This is a genomic window from Aliiruegeria haliotis, assembly GCF_003003255.1.
In the GTDB taxonomy this organism is placed as follows: Bacteria; Pseudomonadota; Alphaproteobacteria; order Rhodobacterales; family Rhodobacteraceae; genus Tropicimonas; species Tropicimonas haliotis.
In genome coordinates, this window is the sequence record NZ_PVTD01000001.1 from 510,943 (window position 1) to 537,454 (window position 26,512).

General features: G+C 64.3%; 22 protein-coding genes. 13 read left to right on the top strand and 9 right to left on the bottom strand.

All coding sequences use genetic code 11. The features are described 5' to 3' along the window. Positions 1 to 33 precede the first annotated feature (33 nt). The gene (locus CLV78_RS02300; RefSeq protein WP_106203144.1) at positions 34 to 912 is read right to left on the bottom strand and encodes a hypothetical protein; all 879 of its coding nucleotides are present in this window, start codon (positions 910 to 912) and stop codon (positions 34 to 36) included. 144 nt (positions 913 to 1,056) lie between these two features. After that, a complete protein-coding gene (locus CLV78_RS02305; RefSeq protein ID WP_106203145.1) occupies positions 1,057 to 2,241 on the bottom strand; it encodes a cytochrome P450 in 1,185 nt (394 codons plus the stop codon). A gap of 384 nt (positions 2,242 to 2,625) precedes the next feature. On the opposite strand from CLV78_RS02305, the gene CLV78_RS02310 reads away from it, so the two are divergent. The 8 genes from CLV78_RS02310 to CLV78_RS02345 all read left to right on the top strand — a co-directional run bounded on the left by CLV78_RS02310 (position 2,626) and on the right by CLV78_RS02345 (position 12,625). After that, on the top strand, positions 2,626 to 4,404 hold the full coding sequence (locus CLV78_RS02310) for a sensor histidine kinase (RefSeq protein ID WP_245924807.1): 1,779 nt from the start codon (positions 2,626 to 2,628) through the stop codon (positions 4,402 to 4,404). Next, complete coding sequence (locus tag CLV78_RS02315; protein WP_106203146.1) at positions 4,401 to 5,630, top strand: sigma-54-dependent transcriptional regulator; 1,230 nt, start codon at positions 4,401 to 4,403, stop codon at positions 5,628 to 5,630. Before CLV78_RS02310 ends, CLV78_RS02315 begins: the two co-directional genes overlap by 4 nt. Before the next feature lie 300 nt (positions 5,631 to 5,930). Next, on the top strand, positions 5,931 to 6,431 hold the full coding sequence (locus CLV78_RS02320; protein ID WP_106203147.1) for a P-loop nucleotide/nucleoside kinase family protein: 501 nt from the start codon (positions 5,931 to 5,933) through the stop codon (positions 6,429 to 6,431). A gap of 365 nt (positions 6,432 to 6,796) precedes the next feature. Further along, positions 6,797 to 7,798 carry a DctP family TRAP transporter solute-binding subunit gene (locus tag CLV78_RS02325; protein ID WP_106203728.1) on the top strand — a complete coding sequence of 334 codons (1,002 nt, stop codon included), beginning with the start codon at positions 6,797 to 6,799 and terminating at the stop codon, positions 7,796 to 7,798. 208 nt (positions 7,799 to 8,006) lie between these two features. Next, the gene (locus CLV78_RS02330; RefSeq protein WP_106203148.1) at positions 8,007 to 8,663 is read left to right on the top strand and encodes a TRAP transporter small permease; all 657 of its coding nucleotides are present in this window, start codon (positions 8,007 to 8,009) and stop codon (positions 8,661 to 8,663) included. Next, positions 8,663 to 10,039, top strand: coding sequence for a TRAP transporter large permease (locus CLV78_RS02335; RefSeq protein ID WP_106203149.1), 1,377 nt, complete (start codon positions 8,663 to 8,665; stop codon positions 10,037 to 10,039). Before CLV78_RS02330 ends, CLV78_RS02335 begins: the two co-directional genes overlap by 1 nt. 374 nt (positions 10,040 to 10,413) lie before the next feature. Continuing rightward, on the top strand, positions 10,414 to 11,436 hold the full coding sequence (locus tag CLV78_RS02340; protein WP_106203729.1) for a Fe(3+) ABC transporter substrate-binding protein: 1,023 nt from the start codon (positions 10,414 to 10,416) through the stop codon (positions 11,434 to 11,436). A gap of 412 nt (positions 11,437 to 11,848) precedes the next feature. Next, the gene (locus CLV78_RS02345) at positions 11,849 to 12,625 is read left to right on the top strand and encodes a VPLPA-CTERM sorting domain-containing protein (RefSeq protein ID WP_106203150.1); all 777 of its coding nucleotides are present in this window, start codon (positions 11,849 to 11,851) and stop codon (positions 12,623 to 12,625) included. A 78-nt stretch (positions 12,626 to 12,703) separates the two neighbouring features. Here the strand turns inward: CLV78_RS02345 and CLV78_RS02350 are convergent, their stop codons facing one another. From CLV78_RS02350 to CLV78_RS02370, 5 genes are all read right to left on the bottom strand, one after another. Next, entirely contained in the window at positions 12,704 to 14,392 is a 1,689-nt protein-coding gene (locus tag CLV78_RS02350; RefSeq protein WP_106203151.1) for an ABC transporter permease, read from the bottom strand. Between the two features lie 13 nt (positions 14,393 to 14,405). After that, the gene (gene tpiA, locus CLV78_RS02355) at positions 14,406 to 15,155 is read right to left on the bottom strand and encodes a triose-phosphate isomerase (RefSeq protein ID WP_106203152.1); all 750 of its coding nucleotides are present in this window, start codon (positions 15,153 to 15,155) and stop codon (positions 14,406 to 14,408) included. A 102-nt stretch (positions 15,156 to 15,257) separates the two neighbouring features. After that, the gene (locus CLV78_RS02360) at positions 15,258 to 16,106 is read right to left on the bottom strand and encodes a LysR family transcriptional regulator (RefSeq protein WP_106203153.1); all 849 of its coding nucleotides are present in this window, start codon (positions 16,104 to 16,106) and stop codon (positions 15,258 to 15,260) included. A 286-nt stretch (positions 16,107 to 16,392) separates the two neighbouring features. Continuing rightward, a complete protein-coding gene (locus tag CLV78_RS02365; protein WP_106203154.1) occupies positions 16,393 to 16,764 on the bottom strand; it encodes a HesB/IscA family protein in 372 nt (123 codons plus the stop codon). A gap of 95 nt (positions 16,765 to 16,859) precedes the next feature. Further along, the gene (locus CLV78_RS02370) at positions 16,860 to 17,219 is read right to left on the bottom strand and encodes an SUF system Fe-S cluster assembly protein (protein WP_106203155.1); all 360 of its coding nucleotides are present in this window, start codon (positions 17,217 to 17,219) and stop codon (positions 16,860 to 16,862) included. Positions 17,220 to 17,430: 211 nt separating this feature from the next. On the opposite strand from CLV78_RS02370, the gene CLV78_RS02375 reads away from it, so the two are divergent. From CLV78_RS02375 to lon, 4 genes are all read left to right on the top strand, one after another. Beyond that, on the top strand, positions 17,431 to 18,255 hold the full coding sequence (locus CLV78_RS02375) for a hypothetical protein (protein WP_146136621.1): 825 nt from the start codon (positions 17,431 to 17,433) through the stop codon (positions 18,253 to 18,255). Between the two features lie 60 nt (positions 18,256 to 18,315). Then, positions 18,316 to 19,446 (top strand): tRNA guanosine(34) transglycosylase Tgt, encoded by a 1,131-nt coding sequence (tgt, locus tag CLV78_RS02380; protein ID WP_106203157.1) that lies wholly within the window; start codon positions 18,316 to 18,318, stop codon positions 19,444 to 19,446. Between the two features lie 119 nt (positions 19,447 to 19,565). Beyond that, on the top strand, positions 19,566 to 20,177 hold the full coding sequence (locus CLV78_RS02385; protein WP_106203158.1) for a DUF6854 domain-containing protein: 612 nt from the start codon (positions 19,566 to 19,568) through the stop codon (positions 20,175 to 20,177). A gap of 392 nt (positions 20,178 to 20,569) precedes the next feature. After that, a complete protein-coding gene (lon, locus tag CLV78_RS02390; protein ID WP_106203159.1) occupies positions 20,570 to 22,984 on the top strand; it encodes an endopeptidase La in 2,415 nt (804 codons plus the stop codon). Between the two features lie 201 nt (positions 22,985 to 23,185). On the opposite strand, the gene CLV78_RS02395 is transcribed toward lon, so the two are convergent. Then, complete coding sequence (locus CLV78_RS02395; protein ID WP_106203160.1) at positions 23,186 to 24,136, bottom strand: SDR family NAD(P)-dependent oxidoreductase; 951 nt, start codon at positions 24,134 to 24,136, stop codon at positions 23,186 to 23,188. Positions 24,137 to 24,215: 79 nt separating this feature from the next. On the opposite strand from CLV78_RS02395, the gene CLV78_RS02400 reads away from it, so the two are divergent. Beyond that, a complete protein-coding gene (locus tag CLV78_RS02400) occupies positions 24,216 to 24,827 on the top strand; it encodes a TetR/AcrR family transcriptional regulator (RefSeq protein ID WP_211300929.1) in 612 nt (203 codons plus the stop codon). A gap of 1,084 nt (positions 24,828 to 25,911) precedes the next feature. Here the strand turns inward: CLV78_RS02400 and CLV78_RS02405 are convergent. Continuing rightward, positions 25,912 to 26,451, bottom strand: coding sequence for a hypothetical protein (locus CLV78_RS02405; RefSeq protein ID WP_146136622.1), 540 nt, complete (start codon positions 26,449 to 26,451; stop codon positions 25,912 to 25,914). Between the last annotated feature and the right edge of the window lie 61 nt (positions 26,452 to 26,512).

The window sequence follows — 26,512 nt, forward strand, 5'->3', positions numbered from 1 at the left end:
GCGTGCCCCGGCGGGCGGCACTGACAGCCGGGATCACGGTTGCAGGAAGGTTATTCCCGGCATTTCGGCGATGACGGAGAGCTCGGCTTCGTAGCGGTCGGTCAGCGCGGTGACCCGCGCGGCGTCCCATCCGGGCAGATCGTATTCGACCTCCACCGCATCTTCCCGGGCGAACTTGTCGAGAAACGCGGAGATCACCCGATGGCGATGCTCCCGCGTTCGAGGCGGGTGGGCTTCGAGGTAACGTTCCATCCGCGTCACGCCCTCGGCGGACATGAGGGTCGCCAAAAAGTCGGTGCTGCCCTCCAGATCGGTGCCCGGCGCGGGGGCGGCCAGCGTTTCGAGCACGTCGGTCCAGATCAACGGCGTGTCCTCGTTCGCCCAGATCGTCACCGGGCAATCGGGTACCGCCGCGCGGAACCGCTCGATCATGTCGATCCAGGAGATCTCCTCCGGCTCGATCCTGGCCAGAAATTCTCCGAAGCTCTCCTTGTCGGCAAACCTGGCCTGCATCGCGGGGATCAGCGTGGCCGGGTTCCGGAGCGCGAAGGCAAATTCCGCCGGGTGATCGGGAAACAGGTTGCGGATCCACGGCGCCCGTTCGCCAGCAAGCGGATAGAGCACATTGCCGTCGATGGCGCGCTGCGGCACGCACAGGAAGCTGTCGTTGGAGAAGATCAACCGCTCGGGGTGATCGACATCGGTGACTGCGTCCAGAACCTGTTCCTGCATCCGGGTATCGGCCACCGCGCCGCGCAAATGGATCATCGCTTGCCGCAGCACCGGCCGGAAGCGGCCCGGAAGCGAAACAACGGTGCCCTGCCGGGCGAGCGTGTCGGCATTCCTGAGAAGGCAGCGCAGGGCGCGGTCCTCGTCGGTGCAATGCAGACCGATGTGGTAGATGACCTTCATGGACGCTCGATGCCCTCCGTTGCCGCCTCTGCGGGGGCGGTTTCACGGCACCCTATCCGTGCGGCGGTCGGTGGGTAAACTGCAATCGGCCAGCCCTCGGGAATTCAACGGCATTTGTGGTTGTTGGGTCGTCCGGCGCGCGGCTCAGCGGGTGACGAGCAGCCGCTCCAGCCCGTGGATGTGATAGACCGGCGCGTAGCGGGGCGGTTCGACAAGGCGCAGGCCGGGGCAGGCGGCGAACAGCGCGGGCAGGGTGCGGGCCAGCTCCAGCCGGGCCAGCGGCGCCCCGATGCAGAAATGCAGGCCCGCCCCGAAACTGGCATTGGTCGTGACGGGGCGGTCGGGATCGAACCGGTCGGGGTCGGGGAACGCCTCCGGGTCCCGGTTGGCCGACGCCAGAAGGCAGGCCACCTGTTCGCCACGCCGGAAGCTGTGCCCGAAGAGGTCGATATCCTCGTAGGCATAGCGAGTGAAAAGGTGGAGCGGCGGGTCGTGGCGCAGCACTTCCTCCACCAGCGTGGGCAGCCGGGCGGCATCCTGCGTGACGGTGCCGAGCCCCTGTTCAAGGATCGTCTTGATCCCGTTTCCGAACGTGTGCACCGTGGCTTCGTGCCCGGCGTTCAGCAACAGGATGATCGTGGCGACAAGCTCGTCGGAGGACAGTCGGTCGCCGTCATCCTCCTCAGCCGCGATGAGGTGGCTGAGAAGATCCGCGCGCGGGTTGGCCCGACGGTCAGCCAGGACACCTTCGAGCCAGTGGCGGAAGGCCAGTGTCGCGGCAACGGCTTCGTCCTCCATCTGCCGGGTGCGGCCGGCCTGGTACATGCCGACCATGGCGTTGGACCAGCACAGAAGGTCATCGGTGCGATCTTCCGGCACCCCAAGCAGGCGGGCGATCACCGTGACGGGCAGGGGGCGTGCCAGCGCATCCAGAAGGTCGAAGGGACCATCCGGAATCCCGGCAAGAAGCTGCGCGGCGATGGCATCGATATCGGGGACCAGTGCATTGATCCGGGCCGTTGTGAAGGCCCGCACCACCAGCCCGCGCAGACGGGTGTGCCGGGGCGGCTCCAGTTCGAGCATCGAATGCGCCTCGAGGTCGTAGAACGGTTGCAGGTGGGGCGGGATGTCGGGCGAGACTTCCGGGGGCACCTCGCGGCCGAAGCGGCGATCGCGCAGGATCGCATTGCAGGCCGCGTGGGTCGTGGCCGCGACCATGCCGTACTCCTCCCAGAAGACCAGGTCGCCCGACGCGCGAGCGCGGGCATAAAACGGGTAGGGGTCCTGCACGAAGGCCGGATCGGTCGGGGATTGGCTTAGGCGGTGCATTCCTGTCTGGTGGCCGGAAAGTTGCGGTTTGGCAAGGCCCGGGGAGGTCCGGCTGCCCCATGTGCGGTGGACATCGGGAGAGGTCGACAGGGCCGGGCGGGTCCATGGGGTCGGCACAACCAGTCTGCGCGCGGGAAGGACGCCGAGGCGTGCCAACACCCCTATGGCGACCTCCGTGCGGGCTGCGTGCGACCGATGGAATGGACCCGCCGGGCGGCATCGACGCGGTGGTGGCAGGGCAAGGTCCGGGCCACGCCGTGGCGAGTGGCAATGACGCTGGCAGCCCCGCAGGCAGACGGGCCATCGCACCAACCCGACGTGTCCGTTCGTCGGGTTTCCTTCCCGGCCGGGCCCTTCTAGAGTGAGCCTTCAGGAGGACCGCCCGTGATCCGTCGCCCTTTTGTCGCACTGATCTACCTGCTTGCCGTGGCCGGGTTTTCGGGCGGCGTCTGGTGGTTTTCGCTGACGTCGGACCTCGACGCGCTGGCCGCACGCGGAGAGGCGAACCTCGCCGTGGCGTCCGACCGGCTGGTCAGCCAGTTGCAGCGGTTCCGGGAACTCGCGGTTCTGCTTTCCGACCATCCCGACCTGACGGCGTTGCTGAACGGGCAGGGAAATGCCGCCCTTGCGGCGCGCGTTTTGCAGGAAACGGCGGACAAGACCGGGTCGCTGGAAATCCTCGCCGTGGCGCCGGGGGGGCAGGTGCTGGCGCGGTCTGCGGGGGCTGTAACCTCGGTTGTAGGGGCACCCTACCTCGTGCGCGCCGTGCAGGACGGGGCGCTTGGCGCGGCCCATGCCGTCGATCCTGAAACCGGGATCCGCAACTTCACCTTTTCCGCGCCGGTCTATTCCGAGGCCGGACCGGTGGCAGGCGCCGTGATCGTCCGTGCCGACATCGGTGCCATCGAGGCCGAGTGGCGCGGCGACGAGACGATGGTGGCCTTTTCCGACGACGCCGGGGTGATCTTTGCGTCCAACCGGTCGGAATTGCTGTACCGGGCGCGGGAGATCCCGCCGCGCAATGCCAGCGCCGCCTACATTGGCACCGATCTCGTGCCCTTTCCGAACGTCCGCGTGCTGAACGTACAGGACCGGGAGATCTGGCGCCTCGATGCCGGTCGATACCTTCCCTACACGGCGATCCACCTGACCCGCCCGCTTCCGGTTATCGGCATGACGGGGGAGGCGTTGGTGGACCTTGCGCCGGCGATGGCGCTTGCCGGATGGCAGGCACTTGTGGCAGCGGCCCTTGGACTGGTGACCGGTGCATTCCTGCTTGTGCTTGCGGATCGTCGGCGCGCGCTTGCGGACCGTCTGGCCATGGAGGCGGAGGCGAATGTCGTGCTGGAGGCGCGGGTCGAAGAGCGCACCGCGGCGCTGTCGGCCGCCAACCTGGCGCTGCGGCGAGAGGTCGACGAGCGCCGTGCGGCTGAGGAGGCACTGAAGCGGGCGCAGGCGGATCTGGTCCAGGCTGGCAAGCTGTCGGCGCTGGGGCAGATGTCGGCCGGGATCAGCCACGAACTCAACCAGCCTCTGATGGCGATCACGTCCTTCGCGGAAAACGGCGCGGCCTTCCTTGGGCGGGGAAAGCCCGACCGCGCCGCGGAGAATTTTGGACGGATCAGCGAGATGGCGCGGCGCATGGGGCGGATCATCCGCAACCTGCGCGCCTTTGCCCGGCAGGAGGTTCAGCCGGTGCGCCCGGTGGACCTGCGTGCGGTGGTTGTGGCGGTGCTGGAGCTTTCGGAGGGGCGGTTGAAACGCGATGGCGTGACGGTGGACTGGCAGGTCCCGGAGGCGCCGGTGATGGTGCGCGGCGGCGAGGTGCGGCTCCAGCAGGTGGTGATGAACCTCCTCTCCAACGCGGTGGACGCGATGGCTGGCCGGTCCCGCCGCGTCCTGACCATCGGGCTGGAGCGGGGCCGGGTCGTGCGGCTGAGCGTTGCCGACACCGGCGCGGGCATCGCCGACACCGACCGCATCTTCGACCCGTTCTACAGCACCAAGGAGGTCGGCCAGTCCGAGGGCATGGGGCTGGGCCTGTCGATTTCCTACGGGATCGTGCAGAGCTTCGGTGGCGTGATCCGTGGAGCGAACAGAGCGGAGGGCGGCGCGGTGTTCACGGTGGAGCTTGAACCGGCCGAACAGGAGGTGGCGGCATGACCGACAGGGTTCTGGTGGTGGATGACGATGCCTCCGTGCGCGAGGCGCTTGGGCAGACGCTGGAACTGGCCGACCTGCGCCCGGTCACCGCGGGTAGCTATATCGAGGCGAAGGACCACGTGTCGCCTGAGTTCGGCGGCGTGGTCGTGACGGATATCCGCATGCCCGGAAAGGATGGCTTCGCGCTTCTCGACTGGGTGCAGAAAGTGGACGAGGATCTGCCTGTGATCCTGCTGACCGGCGAAGGCGACGTGCCGATGGCGGTAAAGGCGATGTCGAACGGTGCTTTCGATTTTCTGGAAAAGCCATGTGAATCCAAAGTCTTGCTGTCCGTTGTTCACAAGGCCCTCGCCGCACGGGAACTGGTGATGGAGAACCGTCGGCTGAAACGGGAGCTTGCCTCGGGCGATGCGGCCGCGCGGATGTTGCGCGGGACATCGCCGCAGTCGGAGGCGTTGCGCGCGCGGGTCAGGCTCGTGGCGCGTTCGGGCGCGGAAGTACTGGTGACCGGCCCGCTGGGCTCGGGCACGGCCAAGGTGGCGGAGGTGGTGCATCTGGTGTCCTCTGCCGCGCCACATCCCTTCGTGAAACGCTCCGCGGCGGCGTTGACTCCCGAGGCGCTGGAAGACGCCTGCGATGCGGCGGGCTCTGGCACTCTGTTCCTCGACGAGGTCACGACGCTCGGTCCGGCCACCCAACTGGCGCTGCTCGACCGGTTGGATACCGGCGCTGAACCGAGGGTAATCGCGGGAACCTACCGAGATCTCGATGCGGAGGTCGAGGCTGGACGGTTCTCGGCCGATCTGGCGATGCGGCTGGACATGCTGCGGGTCGCCATCCCGCCATTGAACGAGCGCAAGGAGGATATCGCGCCGCTATTCCGGCACTACGTTGCCCTGGCCTGCGAACAGGCGAATTTGCCGGAGCCGGAGATTTCGCCGGAGGTGATCGCCCGGCTGATGGCGCAGGACTGGCCGGGAAATGCGCGCAGCCTGATGAATGCGGCGATGCGGTTTGCCATGGGGGTGAGCGATCCGGCTCCGGCGGAGGAACTGGGCTTGGCGGAGCAGATGACCCAGGTGGAGCGCACCTTGCTGATCGCGGCGCTGGAGAAGGCCGAGGGCAGGGCGGTTCAGGCGGCAGAGGCTCTGAAGCTTCCCCGCAAGACATTCTATGACAAGTTGGCCCGGCATGGGCTGAGGGCGGAAGACTACCGCAAGGTGTGAGGGGTGCGCGACATGGCTGACCGGTGCCGGGCGATGACCTCCACGGTGTCCCGATCGCGTTCCGCGACAGGCGGGTGACAGGGCGCCCGTCCGTTCTTGGAGTTGCATCCGGACCGGGTGTGATGTGCAACAGATCTGGACCTCGACGCGCGTACGTGCCATCCAAACCCCATGCGGACCTTGTGCTGGACATCTTACACGCCCTTGCAGGCTCGAATTAGCATCCCGGCCTGACGTCGCAGGCCGGGTGAATGCGCTTCGATCCCCTGTTGCACACCACACGCCACAAGAGGCTGACCCATGTTCCCCACATCTCCGATGCTGCACTTGTTGTGCGGCAAGCCCGCTTCCGGAAAGTCCACCCTTGCAGCAGAACTCGCCCTTGGATCCGGTGCCATCGTGATCTCCGAAGATGAGTGGCTGGAGGCCCTCTTTGCCGATGACATGGCCTCGCTGTCGGACTACGTGCGCTGCGCGGCGAAGCTGAGGCGGATCATGGAGCCGCACGTTGCGACGCTGTTGACGGCTGGCGTTTCGGTGGTTCTGGACTTCCCGGCGAACACGATCGAGACCCGAGGCTGGATGCAGCGCCTCCTTCAGCAGACCAACGCCGCCCACAGGCTGCATGTGCTCGACGTTCCCGATGAGGTCTGCCTCGCCCGGCTACAGACGCGCAATGCGCGCGATGAGCACCCGTTTGCCGCCACAGAGGTCCAGTTCCGGCGGATTGCCCGCCACTATGTCGCGCCGCGGGACGAAGAGGGGTTCAACGTGGTGACCCACCGCATCGGCGATGATTGACCACGCCTGGGCCGTCGCGGCTCGCGGGCTCGGTGGTGGTACGCCGGTGTGGCGACGGTTGGTGGACATCAGAGGGTAGATTTCGGAAGCCGTGCAGTTTGTCCGCCGGGTGGTGTGACAACTGTGCGGAATCTCGCACAAAGCCGTTCGCGGACCGTGCGGACGCTCGCACAACGCCGCGGCGCACGGCCGGGGATCGGGACCCGAACTCCATTCATGCATTTGAAATTGATAGGGTATTCAGAATTGATGCGGCGCAGGGAGATTTTGCTTGGCGACCGGCGCCGCACTCTGTTTGTTACTCCAAGGACCTGTCGAGGAGCAGGTCGCATGCCAGAATTGACATGTCTTGGGAGGACATCAGCATGAAATACGTGACCGCAGCGGCGACCGCCGTCGCCCTTTGCCTGACCACCGGTTCCGCGCTCGCCGCCTGTGACGACGGCGAGGTGGTGATCAAGTTCAGCCACGTCACCAACTCCGACAAACACCCCAAGGGGATCGCCGCCTCGTTGCTCGAAAAGCGCGTGAACGAGGAAATGAACGGCAAGGCCTGCATGGAGGTGTTCCCGAACTCGACCCTCTACAATGACGACAAGGTGCTTGAGGCGCTGTTGCAGGGCGACGTGCAGCTTGCCGCCCCGTCGCTGTCCAAGTTCGAGAAGTTCACCAAGCAGTACCGCATCTTCGATCTGCCGTTCATGTTCAAGAACGTCGATGCCGTGGACGCCTTCCAGGGCTCCGAAAACGGGCAGGCGCTCAAGGACTCGATGCAGAAGCGCGGCCTGCAGGGGCTGGCCTTCTGGCACAACGGCATGAAGCAGATGTCGGCCAACAAGCCGCTGATCTCGCCGGAGGATGCCAACGGCCTGAAGTTCCGCGTGCAAAGCTCGGACGTGCTCGTGGCACAGATGGAAGCCATCGGCGGGTCGCCGCAGAAAATGGCCTTCTCCGAAGTGTACGGTGCGCTGCAGCAGGGCGTCGTGGACGGGCAGGAGAACACCTGGTCCAACATCTACGGCAAGAAGTTCTTCGAGGTGCAGGACGGCGTGACCGAGACCAACCACGGCATTCTCGACTACCTCGTCGTGACCTCCGTGGACTGGCTGGACAGCCTCGATGCCGACGTGCGTGACCAGTTCCTGACCATCATGGAAGAGGTTACCGCCACCCGCAACGCCGAGGCGATCGCCGTGAACGCGGCGGCCAAGCAGTCGATCATCGATGCAGGCGGCGAGATCCGCACTCTCTCCGAAGAGCAGCGCGCTGCCTGGGTCGAGGCGATGAAGCCGGTGTGGGAGCAGTTCGCCGGCGATGTCGGTCAGGACATGATCGACGCCGCACAGGCCATCAACGCAGGGATGTAGTTTCCTGTTCCGGCGGTTGCCGGGGGGCGGGGCGCGCCGCAGGCGCGCCCCGCCCCCCGGCCGGTCGGATCGCGCACGCGATCCGACACATCCGGCAGAAGCCGGATGATATCTTCGAACACGACAATCGGCCGGGCCTGAACGGGGGAACCACCCCTGCCCAAGACACCGGGTCCTGACACCGGCCACCTTCGAAGGGGGACATTCCATGGCCGCAATTGGCCGCTTCGTGAACGAGTTGGAAGAGACGCTCATCGCGCTCCTGCTGGGCTTGATGACCATCGTCACCTTTGCCAACGTCGTTGCCCGCTACGGGTTCAATTCCAACATCCTCTGGGCGCTGGAGATCACCGTCTTCATGTTCGGCTGGCTGGTGCTCCTGGGCGCCTCCTATGCTGTGAAGACCCATATCCACCTCGGGGTGGACGCCCTTATCAACGCGGTGAGCCCGTCCACGCGATACGTGCTGGGCCTGATCTCGGTCACCTGCTGCATCGTCTACGCCTTCCTACTCTTCAAGGGGTCCTGGGACTACTGGGCGAATTTCGCCAACCTTCCGGCCACCGAGGGTCGCTGGTTCCCGCTCGGCTTCGAGCAGGAGTTCCGGCCCAAGGGTTGGTACGAGGTCAACGACACGCCGATGCCGGAGTGGCTGCGCTGGATGGAAGACGCATTCAACGACGGCGACGAATACGAGAAGATCCCGCGGATGATCCCCTATGTGGTCCTGCCGCTCGCCATGGGCCTTCTGCTGTTCCGCTTCCTCCAGGCCGGCTGGCAGCTCCTGCACGGACACAAGGACCGGCTGGTGGCCTCCCACGAGGTCGAAGATGAACTCGAAGCCCTGCAGGAGGAGCGCAACTAATGGAAGTCGTCCTGCTTTTCACGATGGTCATCGGCCTGCTGATGATCGGCGTGCCCATTGCCGTCTCGCTCGGCCTCAGCTCGGTCCTGTTCCTGCTGTGGTTCTCCGACAGCTCGCTTGCCTCGATCGCCCAGACCCTGTTCAACGCCTTCGAGGGCCACTTCACGCTGCTGGCCATTCCCTTCTTCATCCTGGCCTCCAGCTTCATGACCACCGGTGGCGTGGCCAAGCGGATCATCCGCTTCTCCATCGCCTGCGTTGGCCACTTTCCCGGCGGCCTCGCCATTGCCGGTGTCTTTGCCTGCATGCTCTTCGCGGCGCTCTCGGGCTCCTCGCCCGCGACCGTTGTGGCCATCGGTTCCATCGTCATCGCCGGCATGCGCGAAGTCGGGTATTCCAAGGACTTCGCAGCCGGTGTGATCTGTAACGCCGGTACGCTCGGTATCCTGATCCCGCCGTCCATCGTGATGGTGGTCTACGCGGCGGCTGTCGAGGTCTCTGTCGGCCGCATGTTCCTTGCCGGTGTCATCCCGGGGCTGCTCGCGGGCGTCATGCTGATGGTTGCGATCTACGCCATCGCGAAGGTGCGCAATCTGCCGAAAGGCGACTGGCTGGGCTGGGGCGAGATCTTCGCCTCGGGCCGGGATGCCGGGTGGGGGCTGTTCCTGATCGTCATCATCCTTGGCGGCATCTATGGCGGCGTCTTCACCCCGACCGAGGCTGCGGCCGTGGCCGCTGTCTACGCCTTCCTCATCGCCTGCTTCGTCTACAAGGACATGGGGCCGCTCGCCAATGGCGATAGCGCGGTCAAGACACCGCTCCTGAAAAAGCCCTATGCGCTGGTGACGGTCTGGTTCCATCCGGACACGAAGAGGACCCTCTTCGATGCCGGCAAGCTCACCGTCACCTTGCTTTTCGTCATCGCCAACGCGCTGATCCTGAAGCACGTGCTGACCGATGAGCAGGTGCCGCAGCAAATCGCGGGGGCCATGCTGGATGCGGGCTTCGGAAAGGTGATGTTCCTCGTCATCGTCAACGTGATCCTGCTGATCGGCGGCCAGTTCATGGAGCCCTCGGGCCTGCTGGTCATCGTCGCGCCGCTGGTGTTCCCGATCGCCATCGAGCTAGGCGTCGATCCGATCCACCTCGGCATCATCATGGTTGTCAACATGGAGATCGGCATGATCACCCCTCCGGTCGGCCTGAACCTCTTCGTCACTTCTGGCGTTGCGGGCATGCCGATGATGCGGGTTGTCCGGGCGGCGCTGCCGTTCCTGGCCGTGCTCTTCGTCTTCCTGATCATGGTGACCTACATACCGTGGCTCTCCACCTACCTGCCCAATACCTTCATGGGACCGGAGATCGTCACGAAATAGGTGCTGGTCGCTCCTTGACGAACCATCGACACACCCCGCCCGCGAAACCGGGCGGGGTGTTTCTTTTTCTAGCCGAAGACCAGCGCGAACATGAGCTGCATGCGGGTGCCCCTGTACGATCAGGGCGCAGCAGATTGTGACCCGCGCGGAATGGGTGGGGGCTTCGCCCGGCGGGGCGGGCCTCCCTGGCGATCAGGCGGGCGGGTTGCCGGATTCTCCTGTCGGTGCCACGAGTGCCGGGCTTGCGGGGAACCGGGCCGGTGCGGCGGATTGCACCGATTATCCGATAGCTGATAAAAACAATCGGAAACCGGTTGACCTGCGTTCTTAGTCCGATAAAAACGCTCGGAAACCAAATGACACCGGAGACGCGCATGTCCACATCTCACACCCGCCTTGCCGCCGCAGCCCTTCTGTTGACCGGCTCGGCCCTGACGGCAACCGCCGAAGGCGAGCTCAACATCTACTCGTCCCGCCACTACGACACCGACGAGCAACTCTATGGTGAGTTCGAAGACGCCACGGGCATCACCATCAACCGGATCGAAGGCAATGCCGATGAACTGATCGCGCGAATGAAGGCGGAGGGCCCCAACAGCCCGGCCGACATCCTGATCGCCGTCGATACCTCCCGCCTGCACCGCGCGAAGGAAGCCGGTGTCCTGCAAGCCGCCGAGTCCGAGATTCTGGAAGACCGCATTCCCGCCTACCTTCAGGATGTCGACAACCAGTGGTTCGGGTTCTCGCAACGGTCCCGCGTGATCTACTACGACAAGAACGAGGTCGCGGAACCGCCGATGACTTATGCCGATCTGGCTGATCCCAAGTACAAGGGGCAGGTCTGTATCCGCTCGTCGGGTAACGTCTACAACCAGACCCTGCTGGCCGCCATCGTGACCCACGAAGGCGAGGACGCCGCGAAGGTATGGGCCGAAGGCGTGGTGGCAAACATGGCGCGCGATCCGCAGGGCGGCGACACCGACCAGATTCGCGGCATCGTCTCAGGCGAATGCGAAATCGCGGTCGGCAACACCTACTACTTCGCCCGCGCAATGGCACAAGATGTCAAAGGCGTGTCCGAGCAGATCGACATGATCGGCTGGATTTTCCCCGATCAGGACGGCAACGGCGCGCACATGAACCTCTCCGGGGCGGGCATCGCGGCCCATGCGCCGCACAAGGAAAACGCGGTGAAGTTCCTTGAATACCTCGCCAGCGATTCCGCGCAGGAGTATTTCGCCGGCGGCAACAACGAGTTCCCGGCGGTTGAAGGGATCGAGACCACGGCCGCGGTGCAGAAGCTCGGGGAATTCAAGCCGGACGAGATCGACCTCTCCGAAGTTGCCGGCAATCTGGACACCGCCCAGAAGATCTTCAACGAGGTCGGCTGGAAGTAAGGCGCGGGCGCCGGGGTCTGCGGACACCACCGGCTGCACCGGCGACAGGACACCAAAGGCGGGCCCCCCGGGTGCCCGCCTTTTTCGTTCAAGGGCAGGGGAGAGCTAGCGCCCAAACCTGAGGCGCGTTTCTTTCCGACTCAGCAAAACGCCGCCTGTCCCCCGGCGCAACTGCATCCGGGACGCAATGATGTTGCGCCGAAGCGACATTCGGCAGGAGAGTTCTGGGCGAACGCCCGCCGTCAGTCGGGCCCAGAACACGGCCCAAAGGCGTTGTTTCATTGCCGCGAAGCAGGTTGCGCGGGGGACTGGCTCACGCAAAGGTAGCAGCTCCGTTCACGCGGCCTGCCTTGTGCGTGCTCTGGCAGAAGCCTAGCCTTTGCATACACTCAATAATTCCAGTGAGACGCACATGTTCGTCAGAAGCTTCGCACTCGCCCTGTCGCTGGCAATGGCCGCGGGTGCCGCGGACGCGGCAACCATCACCCAACAGGATTTCTCCACCCCGCCGCCTATCGCCGCCGCGAAGGCTCCGGGCGTCTGGTACACGGACCGCTACGCGCCTTCGGGCTTCACGTCGCAATCCTTCATGGGCGACGAACGCCTCGCGCTGACGCTTTCGAGCAGCGATGGCGGCACAAGCCGCCCGTCTTCCTACAGTTCCAGCTTCTACAACACGCAAGGCCGCAAGTACGATATCGACGGGGCAGGGTCCGTCTCGGTCGATTTCTTCGTCGACAGCGGGTTCGAGAACGTATCCGGCCGGACCGGTGGATTCTGGTTGACGGCGGTGGATGCCGGCGACGGCATCGTGGACTACCCGATCTTCGAGTTTTTCGACAATCAGTTCCAGGTCTGGTCCGGTGGCGGCTGGAACGCTGTCGGCACGCAATCGGGCTTTGCCTTCGGCGAGTTCGTCACCATGTCGATAAACCTCGATATCGGGACCGACAGTCTGGATTTCCTCATCAATGGCGAGTCCCTGTTCACGGCGGGCGCCAGCGCTGCGACCGATTTCACCAATGTCATCCTGCAGGGCATCAACACGGATGCGGGCCTGGATCGGACGCTCTACTTCGACAACCTTTTGGCCACGACCGTTGCACCGGTTCCGGTGCCGGCGGGGCTGCCGCTTCTGGCGATCGGCGTCGGCGCCCTGGGATTTGCCGTCCGCCGCCGCCGACGTTGAGCGGCGGCTACGGTTTCATTTGTCCTGAGACGGGCGGGCCATCCTGGTCCGCCCGTTTTCGTTGGGCGGGGCCGGACTCTATGTCGTGGTCGATGGCGCGGCACCGTATTCGCGGGAGGTTTGCGCGCCGAGGTGACGGCAGACAAGGATAACCGGCAACAGACCCACGGCGACGATCACGAGGCTGGGCACCGCCGCCCCCTCCAGCCGCTCGTCGGAGGCTAGCCGATGCGCCTGCACCGCCAGCGTATCGAAGTTGAAGGGGCGCATGATCAAAGTCGCGGGCAGTTCCTTCATCACGTCGACGAAGACGATCAGCAGCGCGGTGAGCACCGAGGGGCGCAGGATCGGCAGGTGAATCCGGCGCAGCATCTCAAGCGGGTGCTTGCCCAGCGTGCGGGAAACCGCGTCGATGTTGCTGTGTATCGTGCCCAGCCCGCTGTCGTAGCTGTTCAGCGCCGCCGCCATGAAACGGATCATGTAGGCCGCGACCAGAAGCCAGATCGAGCCGGTGAAGAGAAGCCCGGTGGAGACATTGAAAGTGGCCCGCATCCAGGCATCCAGCGCGTTGTCGAAGGCCGCGAAGGGCACCAGCAGGCCCACCGCGATCACGCCCCCCGGAACCGCATATCCGATCCGGGCCACGTTGCCCGCAACGCGCGACGCCCGGCCCGGCCAGAGCCTTTGCCGGAAGCCGATAAGGATCGCGCCGAGCACCGTGAGCAGGGAGGCGATCCCGGCCAGGATGACTGAATTCTGCATGAAGCCGAGATAGCGCGGGGAAAGCAGGTTCTGCTCCGACTCGAGCCCCATGCTCACCAGCAAGACCACGGGCAGCGCGAAGCCCAGCAAGACGGGCAGGCCGCACAGCACGACGGCGCCCCAGCGGGCCGCGCCATGCAGTTCCATCGGCGGCAAGCGCTCGAAACGTTTTCCCGCGCCATGATGGCGGGCCGCGCCGCGCTGGATCCGCTCCAGCATCGCCAGCAGCAACGCGAAGCCGAGCAGGCAGAGCGCAAGCTGCGCCGCCGCGGCCCGATCGGCCATCGTGAACCAGCTTGTGTAGATGCCGGTGGCGAAAGTCTGAACCGCGAAATAGGAGACGGTTCCGTAGTCGGCGATGGTCTCCATCACCGTCAGCAACACGCCCCCGGCAATGGCGGGACGTGCCATCGGCAGGCTGACGCGGAAGAAGGCCGACCATGGGCCGCGCCCGAGCGCGCGGGCGGCGAGGAAGGCCGTGGCGCTCTGCTGAAGAAAGGCGGCTCGGGCGAGAAGGTAGACGTAGGGGTAAAGCACGAGGATCAGCATGATCGCGGCCCCCTCGACGGAGCGGATCTCGGGGAACCAGTAGTCGCGAGGCCCCCATCCCGTCAGGTCGCGCAGGAGCGTCTGCACGGGGCCGGGATGGTCGAGGAAATCCGTGTAGGCATAGCCCATGACATAGGCAGGGAAGGCCAGCGGCAGAGCCAGCGCGATCTCGAACATCCGGGCGCCGGGAAAGCGGGTCATGGTAACCAGCCAGGCGGCTCCGGTGCCGATGGCAGCTGTGCCAACGGCGACGATGACCGCCAGTTGCAGCGTCGTGGCCGAATAGGTCCACAGCACGGTTTCGGAGAGGTGCCGCAGCGTCTCCGTGGAGCCGAGCATGGCGGCAACGGCCACCGCGATCATCGGCAGCAGGCAGAGGGCCGCAACGAAAAGCGCCCCCCCGCGAAGCAGGCCGGACGCAAGACGCTCGGCCAGGGCAAGGGGGCGCAAGCTCATGAAAGCGTTTTTATCAGGATTTCTGGAGCGCGTCGATGATGGCGCCGAAATCGGCGGCCTTCAGGGATGCTCCACCGACCAGCGCGCCATCGACGTTCTCCACCGCGAAGATCTCGGCGGCGTTCGAAGGCTTAACCGAACCGCCGTAGAGAAGCGAAACAGCGCCACCGACTTCGGCGCCGAACCGCTCCGTCAGCTTTGCGCGCATGAAATCATGCACTTCCGTGATCTGTTCGATGGTGGGGATGCGCCCGGTTCCGATGGCCCAGACGGGTTCGTAGGCGACGACGAGCGTTTCGCCGGAGATGCCGTCGGGGATCGAGCCGGCAAGCTGTGCGCCGACGAGATCGAGGGTTTCGCCCGCGTCGCGCTGCTCCAGCGTTTCGCCGACGCAGACCACGGCGACGAGGCCCGCGCCGGTGGCGGCGACCGCCTTGGCGTTGACCTGTTCGTTGGTCTCACCGTGATCGGTGCGGCGTTCGGAGTGACCTAGGATCACGTAGGCGCCGCCGGCATCCTTGATCATCTCGGCAGAGATATCGCCGGTATGCGCGCCGGAGGCATTGGCGTGACAATCCTGGGCGCCGGTGGCGATGGGGCCGGAGCCGACACGCTTGCTCAGGCGGTCGAGGAGGGTCGCGGGCGGGCAGATCAGCACGCCGCAGCCCGGGTCCGGGTAGGCCGCGATCATCGCGTCGATCTCGGCCAGGGAGGCCTCGGTGCCGTTCATCTTCCAGTTTCCGGCGGCAAGTTTCTGCGCCATGGATCATCCCTCCGATTGGGGTTTGGGGTTGGCGGCAGATTGCAGGGGCGGCGCCCAGCGTCAAGGGGCACGGGGCGCGGCCAAATGATGCCTCTTGAGTTCTCAGTCCGGGCCGGGGCGTAAGCTGTGATCGCTCAGCAGCCGTGCCAGCGCCTCCAGCGCGGCGCGAACCGGCGGATCGTGCCGCGCCTCGTGGTGCGCAACGAGCCATTCGTCGTGCGACAGCTCCTCAATCGGTGGTGAAAGCCGGTGAAGCCCGGGCACGGCATCGCCGGCGAAACATGGCAGGACGATGCGCCCGATCCCCTGAAGGGCTAGATCGACGGCAAGCCGGGTGTCGCTTGCCAGCATGACTATCTGGTCCGAGCGGTTGTCGCGGACCCAGCGCGCCGTCGGGGTCAAACGCCCGTCCTGCGGCAGGGCGATATATCCGGTCGACTCCTCGGAGGTGCCGTATTCGGCATTCTCGATCCGGCAGGTGCGCCGCCCGGCCAGCCATTCCTGCTCTGGCCGCTTGTTGCGGATGCCGATATCGGCCTGCCGCCGGGCGATATCAAGCTGCAGGCTGGACGTCAGCAAGTCCGGTGCCCAGATCGACTCCTCGGACCAGATGCGGCGGATGTTGTGGGCGATGAACCAGGACGTCCAGGTGCCGGCCGTGATCCGGACCCGCGCAACGGAACTGCCTTCATCCCGCCAGCGACCGATGCTGGCGGCGGCGGATTTGAGCGGCACGGCCCTGTCCAGAAGCTCCCGCCCGTCGGCGGTGAGCCTGTAGCCGCTCGCCCCCCGCACGAAAAGCCTGCGGCCTAGCTCCGCCTCCAGCCGGGTCATCTTTCGGCCCATCGTCGGAACGCTGATGCCGCTTTGCCTGGCGGCGGCGGTGAGCGATCCCGTCTCCGCTACCAATAGGAACATGGCGAGGTCGTCGAGTGGGAGTGGGCATTTCATTTTTGAAACTACACCTGCGATGTCGGCGGCTCCCCGAGGGCGAATGCAGGTGATTTATTGAGGCAAGACATTCACGAATGAAAGAGGAATATGATGGCTGTGCATCCGATATATGACCTGCGAGGCGACCAATGCTGGCGCGAACGGGGCGAGTTGACGGAACGGGACCTGATCGAATCCCGTATCCGCAGCCGCACCAAATGGGCGACGCGCCTCAGGCGGCTAAAGCTGCGCGCGGCGGTGTTCGGACGGTCTGGAAGGGGTATGACGGACGGTTTCCGGCGGATCAACCGGCACCGCCCTCCGACAGGCTCTCGTCGAACTTGATCGACTCGCCGCAGCCACAGGCCTCGGAAACGTTCGGATTGCGGAACTTGAAGCCGGCTTCCAGCAGGGAGATTTCGTAGTCGATCTCGGTGCCGAAAAGGAACATCTGCGCCATGGGCGCGATCATCACACGCGCCCCGTCCTGCTCGACAACTTCGTCGAGCGGGTCGATCTCCTCGGCGTAGTCCATGGTGTATTCCATGCCCGCGCAGCCGCCCTTCTTGACGCCAACGCGAAGCCCCTGATGGCCATCACGCTCCATCAGCTTCGAGATCTGCGCGGCAGCGCGCGGGGTCAGGGTCACGGCCTGTTTGCCGGGAATGGAGAACATCACATGCACCTTTGCTCTGGCCCCATAACCTAGGGGCGCGTCGGTCATGGCTCAACCCCCGCAACGCAATCGTGTGCTGCGGCGGGGCGACGTGCCTACATGAAGCCCAGTTCGAGCCGCGCCTCGTCGGACATCATCTCCATGCCCCAGGGCGGCTCCCACGTAAGCTCGACATCCACTTGCTTGACCCCGGGCAGGGGTTCGATGGCTTCCGCGACCCATCCGGGCATGTCGCCCGCAACCGGACAGCCCGGCGCGGTCAGCGTCATGATAACCTTCACTTCTCCGGCATCGTTGATCAGGATCGTGTAGATCAGCCCGAGGTCGTAGATATTGACCGGGATTTCCGGGTCGTACACGGACCGGCAGGCCTCCACGATCGAATCGTGCATCGGGTGTTCGGAGTTGGACGGGCGGATAAGCGGTTCGCCTTCCATGGGGGTTTCGACGGTCATCTGGGAGTGTCCTCGATCGATAGTTGATTATTCATATAGGGAATACGGCAGAGGTGGTCCAGTGCGACCCGGCGCATTCAAAGTCGCCCCCGGCGAGCGCACCGGCCGAAACAAATGCCCGTGACAAACGCCCTGCCGGAACGCAAGCTGGTGGTGCACCAGTTCCCAATGTTGTTCTTCCCCTATTCAATAGCTTCATGTGGTGTCTTAGATGTTTGAAATTGCAAATAAATACCAGGAACTCCTGCAGCCGGCGACAGTGTTCGCGGCAAGTGTCCTGCTGGCATGGCTGTTTCAGAAATATGTCCGACCGGAGGCCGGTGATGCCTTGATGGCCAGCCTGATCTTCGTGCCGGTCCTGATCTTTCTCGTTGGCGACCGCAAACTGATCGAGGTGTCCGGGTTCGGCTTCGCCGTAAAATTGGAGGAGGCCGGGGCGAGCCGGCTGGACGATGTCTTTTCGGAGCAACTCACGGAGGACCTTCCGCAGGACCTGACCATGGCGTCTCCCGATGAACTCGCGGCCTATTTCCAGGCCTGCGAGCGGCATTTCGTCATCCGCACTAACCTGGTTCCCGATTGGAAAAGTGACATGATTGATCCCTATGTTGTTTACGCGACCGAGGCGATCCGCGGGTCGTTGGCCTGCGGGCGGCTCATTGGCGTGATCGTGCTGGACGAAGATGACAGCTATGTCGGCTCATATGATGCCGGGTTCTTTCAGGAATCATTGTCGCTGTGGACGATCCCGACCGGGACGTCCAAGGAGGCTGTCGCGGCGTCGATCCGCCAGCGAACGATATTCGGCACGGCTCTTGTCCATCCAACCAAGCGCCTGACCCCTGGAGAGGGGTATGTCGCCGCGATCAACGAACGGGCGACGCTGTTCGAGGCCTTCGAGGCATTCGAGGAGATCGAAGGCGAGATGCTGGTCATCACCGATACGCTCGGACGGATGAAGGGCGTTCTGGACCGTCAGGCCGTGCGCGACAAAATCCTCGGAAAGGTTGTCTCGTCGCTTTCCGCCGACGACTGACGCGGCACCTTGGCAATTGCGGTGGCGCCCGCTACATCAGCGCGACCCGAGGAGAGAGCCGTGGACAAGACATTCTCGTTTTCCCTGAACGCCACCGACGGCAAGGCCCGCACGGGTGTCATCTCAACCCCGCGCGGGGAGATCCGGACCCCTGCCTTCATGCCGGTGGGCACAGCCGCGACCGTCAAGGCGATGTTGCCGGAGAACGTGCGCGCCACCGGCGCCGATATCCTGCTGGGCAACACCTACCACCTTATGTTGCGCCCCACGGCGGAGCGGATCGACCGGCTTGGCGGGTTGCATGACTTCATGAACTGGGAGCGGCCGATCCTGACGGATTCCGGCGGGTTCCAGGTGATGAGCCTGACCGCGCTGCGGAAGATCACGGAGCAGGGCGTCCGGTTCAAATCCCATATCGACGGCTCGGTCCACGAGCTGAGTCCGGAGCGGTCGATGGAGATCCAGCGGTTGCTGGGCTCCGATATCGTGATGTGTTTCGACGAATGTCCGGCGTTGCCTGCTGATCGCGACCGGATCGCGGAGAGCATGCGGATGTCGATGCGGTGGGCGCAACGGTCGCGCGACGCTTTCGGGGATCGGCCGGGACATGCGCTGTTCGGAATTCAGCAAGGGGGGCTGGAAGAGGATCTGCGCGGCGAGAGCGCCGAGGCCTTGCGCGGCATCGGCTTCGATGGCTACGCCATTGGCGGCCTTGCGGTCGGCGAAGGGCAGAAAGCTATGTTCGAGACGCTCGACTACGCGCCCGACATGCTGCCCACCGACAAGCCGCGCTACCTTATGGGGGTCGGAAAACCGGACGACATTGTCGGCGCGGTGAAGCGGGGGGTCGACATGATGGATTGCGTGCTGCCATCGCGCTCCGGACGGACAGGGCAGGTCTTCACCCGGCGCGGGGTTCTGAACATCAAGAATGCGCGGCACCAGGACGACCCGCGCCCAATCGACGAGCATTGCAACTGCCCGGCCTGCGCCAACTACTCTCGGGCCTACCTGCACCACGTCTTCCGCGCACAGGAGATCATCTCCTCGATGCTGCTGACCTGGCACAACCTGCACTACTATCAGGAAATCATGCAGGGCATGCGGGACGCGATCGCAGCCGGCCGGTTCGCCGCGTGGGAGGCTGACTTCCACGCAGAACGTGCCGCGGGAGACATCGAGCCCGTCTGATGTGCTGCCACGAGGGGCGGGGCGTCGGGTGACGCTACGTCGTCTTGAGGCGCGGAATATGGTATACTGCCAGCAGGGCTGTCCGATCACGGGCGGCCTTGTTCATTTGGGAGGATACCATGGCAGACGTCAATTTCATGACGGCAACCGTTGCTCACGTCGATTCCGACTACGTCGACACAGCCTTCGGCCATTGCGAGACCATTGCCAACGACCTGCGTGGCTCCGCGGCCGCCACGGCGCGCTACGGGATGCTCCAGACCGGCGACTGGACATCTCACATCATCTTCTTGGCCAGCTACAAGACAGCCGCCGATGTTGAGAAGGGATGGGATACGATTGCGGCCAGTGCGGGGTTCCGGGCGATGGCGGCGGACGGAAAGTCGCAGATCAAGCTGCGCAATGTCGTGCGGTTGTCCGATGTGAGCATCCCCGTGAAGGCATCGACGGGGCCGGGATATGGCGTGATCACCCGCCTTGGGTCGGCGACACCCATGGTCGACGAGATCAGGGAACTCCTGCCGATTTTCATCGACAACGGCGCGCAAATCCTGCGGTACGGCACGCTGGTGACCGGATCAGCGGCCGGTCGGCGCCTGATGGCAGTGGGCTATCCGTCGATGGCGGCCATAGACGCCACCTATGAGGCGCTGATGGCGAGCGAGGGCTACAAGTCGATCATGGCGCAGGTCGAGCTCGATTTCCGCAATATCGTCCGCCTCGCCGGGTAGCGGCGGCAGGGCAATCTGCCAGAACACTGGCAGCGGGCGTAGTGTAAGGGCTCACCGGATTCGCCCGCCCGATCACAAGACAGCGAGTCCGAAGGGCCGCTCAACGTGGCCCATGCGCCGCGCGGGCTGTGAAACCAGCCGGTGCGGCGCCGAATCTGGCGCCGAGGGACCGCGTGATTTCAGGGGCTTCGCGGCTGATGGCGCGAGGTCGGAGGGATGCGCGGATTGTCTGCTTGCCCCTTCGCACGGGCGCAGGCAGAGTGGTGGCCAAACACAGGACATGGTTGAAACCTGCCGGGGCTGACCCCACATGTCGAGACCATGACCGGAGGAGGCCGAGTGTTGCTGCAAAGCGGGGCCGGAGCCTTCTTGCCAAGAACAGGAAAACGAGCATGAGTGAGCCTCTGAGCCAATCCTACCCCGTGTTGCCGCTGCGCGATATCGTGGTCTTCCCGCACATGATCGTGCCGCTTTTCGTGGGCCGGGAGAAATCCGTCCGTGCCCTCGAAGAGGTGATGCAGGACGACAAGCAGATCCTTCTGGCCAGCCAGATCGACCCGGCCGATGACGATCCGACCTCCGACGGGATTTTCAAGGCGGGCGTGCTGGCCAATGTGCTGCAGCTTCTGAAGCTGCCCGATGGCACCGTCAAGGTGCTGGTGGAAGGTATCCGCCGGGTGCGGATTGTCGAGTACCTTGAAAACGATGACTTTTTCGAAGCCAATGCCGAGTTCCTGACGGAGTTCCCGGGCGATGAAGCCGCCGTTGAAGCGCTGGTTCGCTCCGTCGCCGAAGAGTTCGAGCGCTACTCCAAGGTCAAGAAGAACATCCCCGAAGAGGCGCTCGCCGCGGTTGCCGAGACCAATGAAGCCGCCCGTCTGGCTGACCTTGTGTCGGGCCATCTCGGGGTTGAAGTCGGCCAGAAGCAGGAGCTTCTGGAGACCCTCTCCGTCGCGGAGCGGCTGGAGAAGGTCTACGGCCTGATGCAGGGCGAAATGTCGGTCCTTCAGGTCGAGAAGAAGATCAAGACCCGCGTGAAATCCCAGATGGAGCGGACGCAGCGCGAGTACTACCTCAACGAGCAGATGAAGGCGATCCAGCGTGAGCTGGGCGATGGCGACGAAGGTGCCAACGAGATCGCCGAGCTTGAAGAGAAGATCGCCGCGACCAAGCTGTCCAAGGAGGCGCTTGAAAAGGCCGAGGGCGAGCTGAAGAAGCTCAAGAACATGTCGCCGATGTCGGCTGAGGCCACGGTTGTGCGCAACTACCTCGATTGGATGCTGTCGATTCCGTGGGGCAAGAAATCCCGCGTGAAAAAGGATCTGAATCGGGCCCAGAAGGTCCTCGACGACGATCACTACAGCCTCGAAAAGGTGAAGGAACGCATCGTCGAGTACCTCGCGGTGCAACAGCGCTCCGCGAAGCTGAAGGGGCCGATCCTCTGCCTCGTCGGGCCTCCGGGTGTCGGCAAGACCTCACTCGGCAAGTCGGTCGCACGGGCCACGGGACGCGAGTTCATTCGCATTTCGCTCGGTGGCGTGCGCGACGAGAGCGAGATCCGCGGCCACCGCCGGACCTATATCGGCTCCATGCCCGGCAAGATCATCCAGGCGCTGAAGAAGGCCAAGACCACGAACCCGCTCATCCTGCTCGACGAGATCGACAAGATGGGGCAGGACTTCCGTGGAGACCCGGCCAGCGCCATGCTGGAAGTGCTTGATCCGGAACAGAACTCGACCTTTGTCGATCACTACATGGAGGTGGAATACGATCTCTCCAACGTGATGTTCCTGACCACGGCGAACTCCTACAACATGCCGGGCCCGCTGCTGGACCGGATGGAGATCATCACGCTTGCCGGCTACACCGAGGACGAGAAGCGGGAGATCGCGCGGCGGCACCTGATCGAGAAGCAGATGAAGAATCACGGCCTTCGCGAGAAGGAGTTCGAGCTGACCGATGAGGCGCTGACCGAGATCATTCGCACCTATACCCGCGAGGCGGGTGTTCGGAACCTCGAACGCGAGATCGCCAAGCTGGCCCGGAAGTCGATCACGAAGATCGTCAAGAAGGATGTCGAGACGGTGGAGATCAAGCCGGAGGATTTGGAGGATTTCCTTGGCGTGAAGCGGTTCCGCTATGGTCTGGCCGAGAAGGAAGATCAGGTCGGTGTCGTTACCGGTCTGGCCTGGACCTCCGTCGGCGGCGATCTTCTGTCCATCGAGGCGCTGAAGCTGCCCGGCAAGGGACGGATGAAGACCACCGGCAAGCTCGGTGACGTGATGAAGGAGTCCATCGACGCGGCGAACTCGTTCGTGCGGTCGATCTCCCCGGAGATCGGGGTGAAGCCGACGAAGTTCGACACGTTCGACATCCACGTGCACGTGCCCGAGGGCGCCACGCCCAAGGACGGGCCGTCCGCAGGTGTCGCGATGGTGACGTCGATTGTCTCTGTGCTGACGCGGATTCCGGTGCGCAAGGACATCGCCATGACAGGCGAGGTCACGCTGCGCGGCAACGTTCTGGCCATCGGTGGCTTGAAGGAGAAACTTCTCGCGGCACTTCGCGGTGGCATCAAGACGGTGCTGATCCCGGAGGAGAACGAGAAGGACCTGCCGGAGATCCCCGACAACGTGAAAGAGGGGCTGGATATCATCCCCGTCGCCCATGTTCGGGATGTGCTGAAGCACGCGCTGGTGTCCACTCCGGAGGCCATCGAATGGGATGAGGCGGCCGAGGAAGAAGCCGCCGCCGCCCGCGCCGCCGCGGCAACCGGGTCGACCGCCTCTGCTGCGACTGCGCACTAAGTCGCCGAAAAGTCAAAAGGATTGCCCCGTTGTTAACGCAACGGGGCAATTTGCGTTCGGAGCGACGCCAACCTGCCCGATGCCCGTTTCCCGCTCTGCGTCGGCGCGGCGGTGCCCCGCGGACAGACGGATGCCAACGCGCCGGCGACCGGACCCAGCCGGTTGGCGCCGCCTTTGCGGTGACAATGGGCGACGCTGGGCCTAGTGCTGGAACTGTTGCCCGACGATCTTTTCGGACACGGACCAAAGACGCTCTGCCAGATCCGGATCGACCGCATAGGGCCGCACAACGGTCTGGACCTCGGTCTTCGCGTCGACCGGGCAGATCCCGCAATCGGCGAGGAAACTGCCGCCCATCCCTGCGATTTCAGGTGCGGTCGCGGCATAGACCTGCGTGGCCGCACCCTGACCAACGGTCTTCATCGGCAGCGTCCCGGCATCGATGCGTTCCTGGAACATTGCAACATCGTCGTCCGGCATATGCCGCGCCAGCTCGGTCATGATGGCGCCAGGGTGCACTGCGAAGGCCTCGATCCCGCGTCCGGCCAGACGCGTGTTCAGGCCCACGGCGAAGAGCGCGTTCGCGGTCTTGGCCTGCCCGTAGGCGGCCCAACGATTGTAGGCGCGTGTCTCGAACTGGATGTCGTCGAAGACAACCGGCGAGATCTGGTGCCCAGAGGACGACAGCGAGACGACCCGGCCGCCGCTGACCAGCGACGGAACGATCAGGTTGGTCATGAGGAAGTGACCGATGTGGTTGGCGCCGAATTGCATCTCCAACCCGTCTTCTGTCCTGGCCTCGTCGCAGGCCATGATCCCGGCATTGTTGATCAGGATGTCGATCTGGCTGTCGCGGGCAAGAATGCGATCCGCGAAAGCGCGGATCGAGGCGAAACACCCCAGTTCCAGTGTCTCCGCCTGGACTTCGGCACCCGTCGCGTCCTTGAGGGCGGACAGGGCGCGGCCGGCTTTCTCGGTGTCGCGGGCGGTGATGATGACGTGAGCCCCTTTCGCGGCCATGGCACGGGCGCTTTCCGCGCCAAGGCCGGAGGTGCCACCGGTGATCAGGACGGTCTTTCCTGCAAGATCGATACCGTCGAGCACCTCGTCGGCGGTGGTGGCGAACCCGAAGTCGGGACGGTTGGGGATCATGGGAGTTCCTGCAATTGGACAAATCAAGTATAGGTGTCAATGTTGACAAATGGTGTCGATGAGTCAAGGTGCGGCCATGATGGACCGCGAGAAGATAATACTGGACGCGGCGGTGCGCGTATTCTCCCGCTATGGTGTCAAGCGCAGCAGCATGCATGACCTCGCCAGCGAGGCCGGTGTGTCCCGCCAGACGCTCTACAATGCCTTTTCCAGCAAGAACGACATCCTGCGCCGGTTGATCCGTGTCTATGCTGACGAGGGTGTGGACGAGATCAGGAGCGGGCTCGGGGCGGCGCAGGGGCTGTCGGAGAGGCTGGATCTCGCCTTTCGGAAGATCGCGCTGGAACCCTACGACCTGATAGCCTCGTCGCCGAATGCTGAGGATATCGTCGAAGGGTTCAATGCCAGCAGCCAGCAGGAACTGGCGGTTGCCGAGGAACGGTTCCGGTCCGTCATCGAGGAGATCCTGAAACCCTACGAGGCCAGCCTTGCCGCAGCAGGGTTCTCGCTCCCGGCGCTTTCCGATTTTGTTCAACGTTCGGCGAAAGCGGCAAAGAAAGGCGCCCGGGACAGGGATCACTTGGTTCAGTTGCTGGGAACACTGCGGGACATGTGCCTTGTGGTCGTCGGGGAAAAGACAGGCCGAGAGGGCAGGGCGGGCGCACCCGGTTCGCTGCGGTCAGAGGTTTGACGGGCAGTTCAGCAGGCAAACACTGAAGGCTTTGCGCCGGGCGGATTGACAGATTGTGCACACCCCGGCTGGCACGCCGGTTTTGCTCTGGCACGGCGCAGGGATTCGCAGCGTTGTCCCATTCTCCAGCCCGGATTCTTCCATTGGATTTCCGTTCGGCGCGCCGGTCTTGGAGGTAATCCGTCCGCGGGTCGTGGGGAGGGAAGTCACCACCATGATCCTCTCGCGCAGCCCTGACGAGGAAGCAACGGACATTGCTCTAGCCAGCAAGATCATGGGGGCGGCGTGCAGGTTGCAGATCTGAACTAGAAGGATCTTGCGGGCCTCGGTCGCGATCAGTTGGGGCAGTTCCGGCGGTGCCATTTGCTGCTGCGTGAGGGCGAACCTCCGTCCCACGTCCACCTCGACGGTCCACCGGCCATAGCCCGCAGCTCGCCCTGAAACAGAACAAATGTCGGTCAGGAGATCTGCCGAGGCGAAACGCCGGTTTTCCCCGCGGTGATTTCTGCACGGCAGATCGGCGGCGCAAGTCGCACCGGGAGCAGCAGGGCGTGACCGGACAAGGGTGGACGGGGGCGAAGCCCGCGAGGCCCGCTATGCGCCGCGGCGCCTGCCAATGCACTAGGGCCCTTTTGGCGTGGCCGGACGACAGGGTTGCAATGCTTGCGTGAGTTCTGGCAGGGGCTATAGCCGATTGGCGCAAGTGCACCCCGAATGCGAATGCCTAGGAAACGTTGGGGATTCAACGCCGTTGGTCGGGAACTCCCGTTCACTGTATCAGCGATGCCGTGTGCGCTAGAACCCTTGCGCGTCCTATGTGGCGACGTGCTCCGGCAAGCGAGTGGTGGCGGTCCCGAAGCAAGCAATCGTCTCCGGCGTCTGCGATTGCCCATGGGAGGTGAGTGCTCCGCCAGTGCATGGGCCACGACCCGATTGCATGCGACCAACGCCACCAAGCCGGCATATTCGGGCCGAGTGCCGCTGCCCTTTGCAGGGTTGGTGCGGGAAGGCCGGCCACGCTGCTGCGTCGGGATGCTTGGGGAAATCCTTCGGCGCCGCTCAGGCCAGCGGCCGCAGGTGATGGTTAGTCGACAACACCCGCGCCGTCGAAGCCGCATTCCTCCGCCATTTTTAGGTAGGACGCCGTGAAGCCATCAAGGTAGACGTACATAAATACGTTGTTCCCGAGCACGACATCGAACTGGCCGTTTGCACGCATGGCGCGCAAAACCCACTGACTGAGCGGGTGGTCGAAGGCGATCTCCGCATTTGCAAAGCCTTGGTCGTCGAAATACCCAACGACTACGCCATCCATGACCTCTTCGTTGTCGAACCGGATATAGGCTTCCTGCCCGTCCTGCAGGCCGGTCTGGTGGTGTCGCGGCGCGTGTTCGCGGATCAGCACACTTGGGAAGACCTCCGGTGGGCCGGCGTCGCCATTGCTCACGGAAACGGAAACGCTCGGCTCCCCGTCGCCGCCGGTTGCCGCGGTGCAGGTGCGGCGCAGATCCTCCCCGGTGTCCACGTCTTCCACGATCACGCGCCAGGACCCGTATTCCCAGAATCCATCGGCCATGACCGGCCCGGCCAGAACGGCCAGCAGGCCGGCGACAATCAATCTCAACAGACGTCCTCCACAGACAGGATCCTTGCACCCTCGCATCGAGGTGTTGCGATATCCTTTC

What these genes read in the sequence shown, in the direction of transcription:
- CLV78_RS02350 (WP_106203151.1), bottom strand. Translation starts at nt 14,392, where the DNA reads ATGAGCTTGCGCCCCCTTGCCCTGGCCGAGCGTCTTGCGTCCGGCCTG.
- CLV78_RS02325 (WP_106203728.1), top strand. Translation starts at nt 6,797, where the DNA reads ATGAAATACGTGACCGCAGCGGCGACCGCCGTCGCCCTTTGCCTGACC.
- CLV78_RS02345 (WP_106203150.1), top strand. Translation starts at nt 11,849, where the DNA reads ATGTTCGTCAGAAGCTTCGCACTCGCCCTGTCGCTGGCAATGGCCGCG.
- CLV78_RS02315 (WP_106203146.1), top strand. Translation starts at nt 4,401, where the DNA reads ATGACCGACAGGGTTCTGGTGGTGGATGACGATGCCTCCGTGCGCGAG.
- CLV78_RS02365 (WP_106203154.1), bottom strand. Translation starts at nt 16,764, where the DNA reads ATGTTCTCCATTCCCGGCAAACAGGCCGTGACCCTGACCCCGCGCGCT.
- CLV78_RS02335 (WP_106203149.1), top strand. Translation starts at nt 8,663, where the DNA reads ATGGAAGTCGTCCTGCTTTTCACGATGGTCATCGGCCTGCTGATGATC.
- CLV78_RS02300 (WP_106203144.1), bottom strand. Translation starts at nt 912, where the DNA reads ATGAAGGTCATCTACCACATCGGTCTGCATTGCACCGACGAGGACCGC.
- CLV78_RS02360 (WP_106203153.1), bottom strand. Translation starts at nt 16,106, where the DNA reads ATGAAATGCCCACTCCCACTCGACGACCTCGCCATGTTCCTATTGGTA.
- CLV78_RS02375 (WP_146136621.1), top strand. Translation starts at nt 17,431, where the DNA reads ATGTTTGAAATTGCAAATAAATACCAGGAACTCCTGCAGCCGGCGACA.
- lon (WP_106203159.1), top strand. Translation starts at nt 20,570, where the DNA reads ATGAGTGAGCCTCTGAGCCAATCCTACCCCGTGTTGCCGCTGCGCGAT.
- CLV78_RS02320 (WP_106203147.1), top strand. Translation starts at nt 5,931, where the DNA reads ATGTTCCCCACATCTCCGATGCTGCACTTGTTGTGCGGCAAGCCCGCT.
- CLV78_RS02330 (WP_106203148.1), top strand. Translation starts at nt 8,007, where the DNA reads ATGGCCGCAATTGGCCGCTTCGTGAACGAGTTGGAAGAGACGCTCATC.
- CLV78_RS02385 (WP_106203158.1), top strand. Translation starts at nt 19,566, where the DNA reads ATGGCAGACGTCAATTTCATGACGGCAACCGTTGCTCACGTCGATTCC.
- CLV78_RS02340 (WP_106203729.1), top strand. Translation starts at nt 10,414, where the DNA reads ATGTCCACATCTCACACCCGCCTTGCCGCCGCAGCCCTTCTGTTGACC.
- CLV78_RS02395 (WP_106203160.1), bottom strand. Translation starts at nt 24,136, where the DNA reads ATGATCCCCAACCGTCCCGACTTCGGGTTCGCCACCACCGCCGACGAG.
- CLV78_RS02370 (WP_106203155.1), bottom strand. Translation starts at nt 17,219, where the DNA reads ATGACCGTCGAAACCCCCATGGAAGGCGAACCGCTTATCCGCCCGTCC.
- CLV78_RS02400 (WP_211300929.1), top strand. Translation starts at nt 24,216, where the DNA reads ATGGACCGCGAGAAGATAATACTGGACGCGGCGGTGCGCGTATTCTCC.
- CLV78_RS02305 (WP_106203145.1), bottom strand. Translation starts at nt 2,241, where the DNA reads ATGCACCGCCTAAGCCAATCCCCGACCGATCCGGCCTTCGTGCAGGAC.
- tpiA (WP_106203152.1), bottom strand. Translation starts at nt 15,155, where the DNA reads ATGGCGCAGAAACTTGCCGCCGGAAACTGGAAGATGAACGGCACCGAG.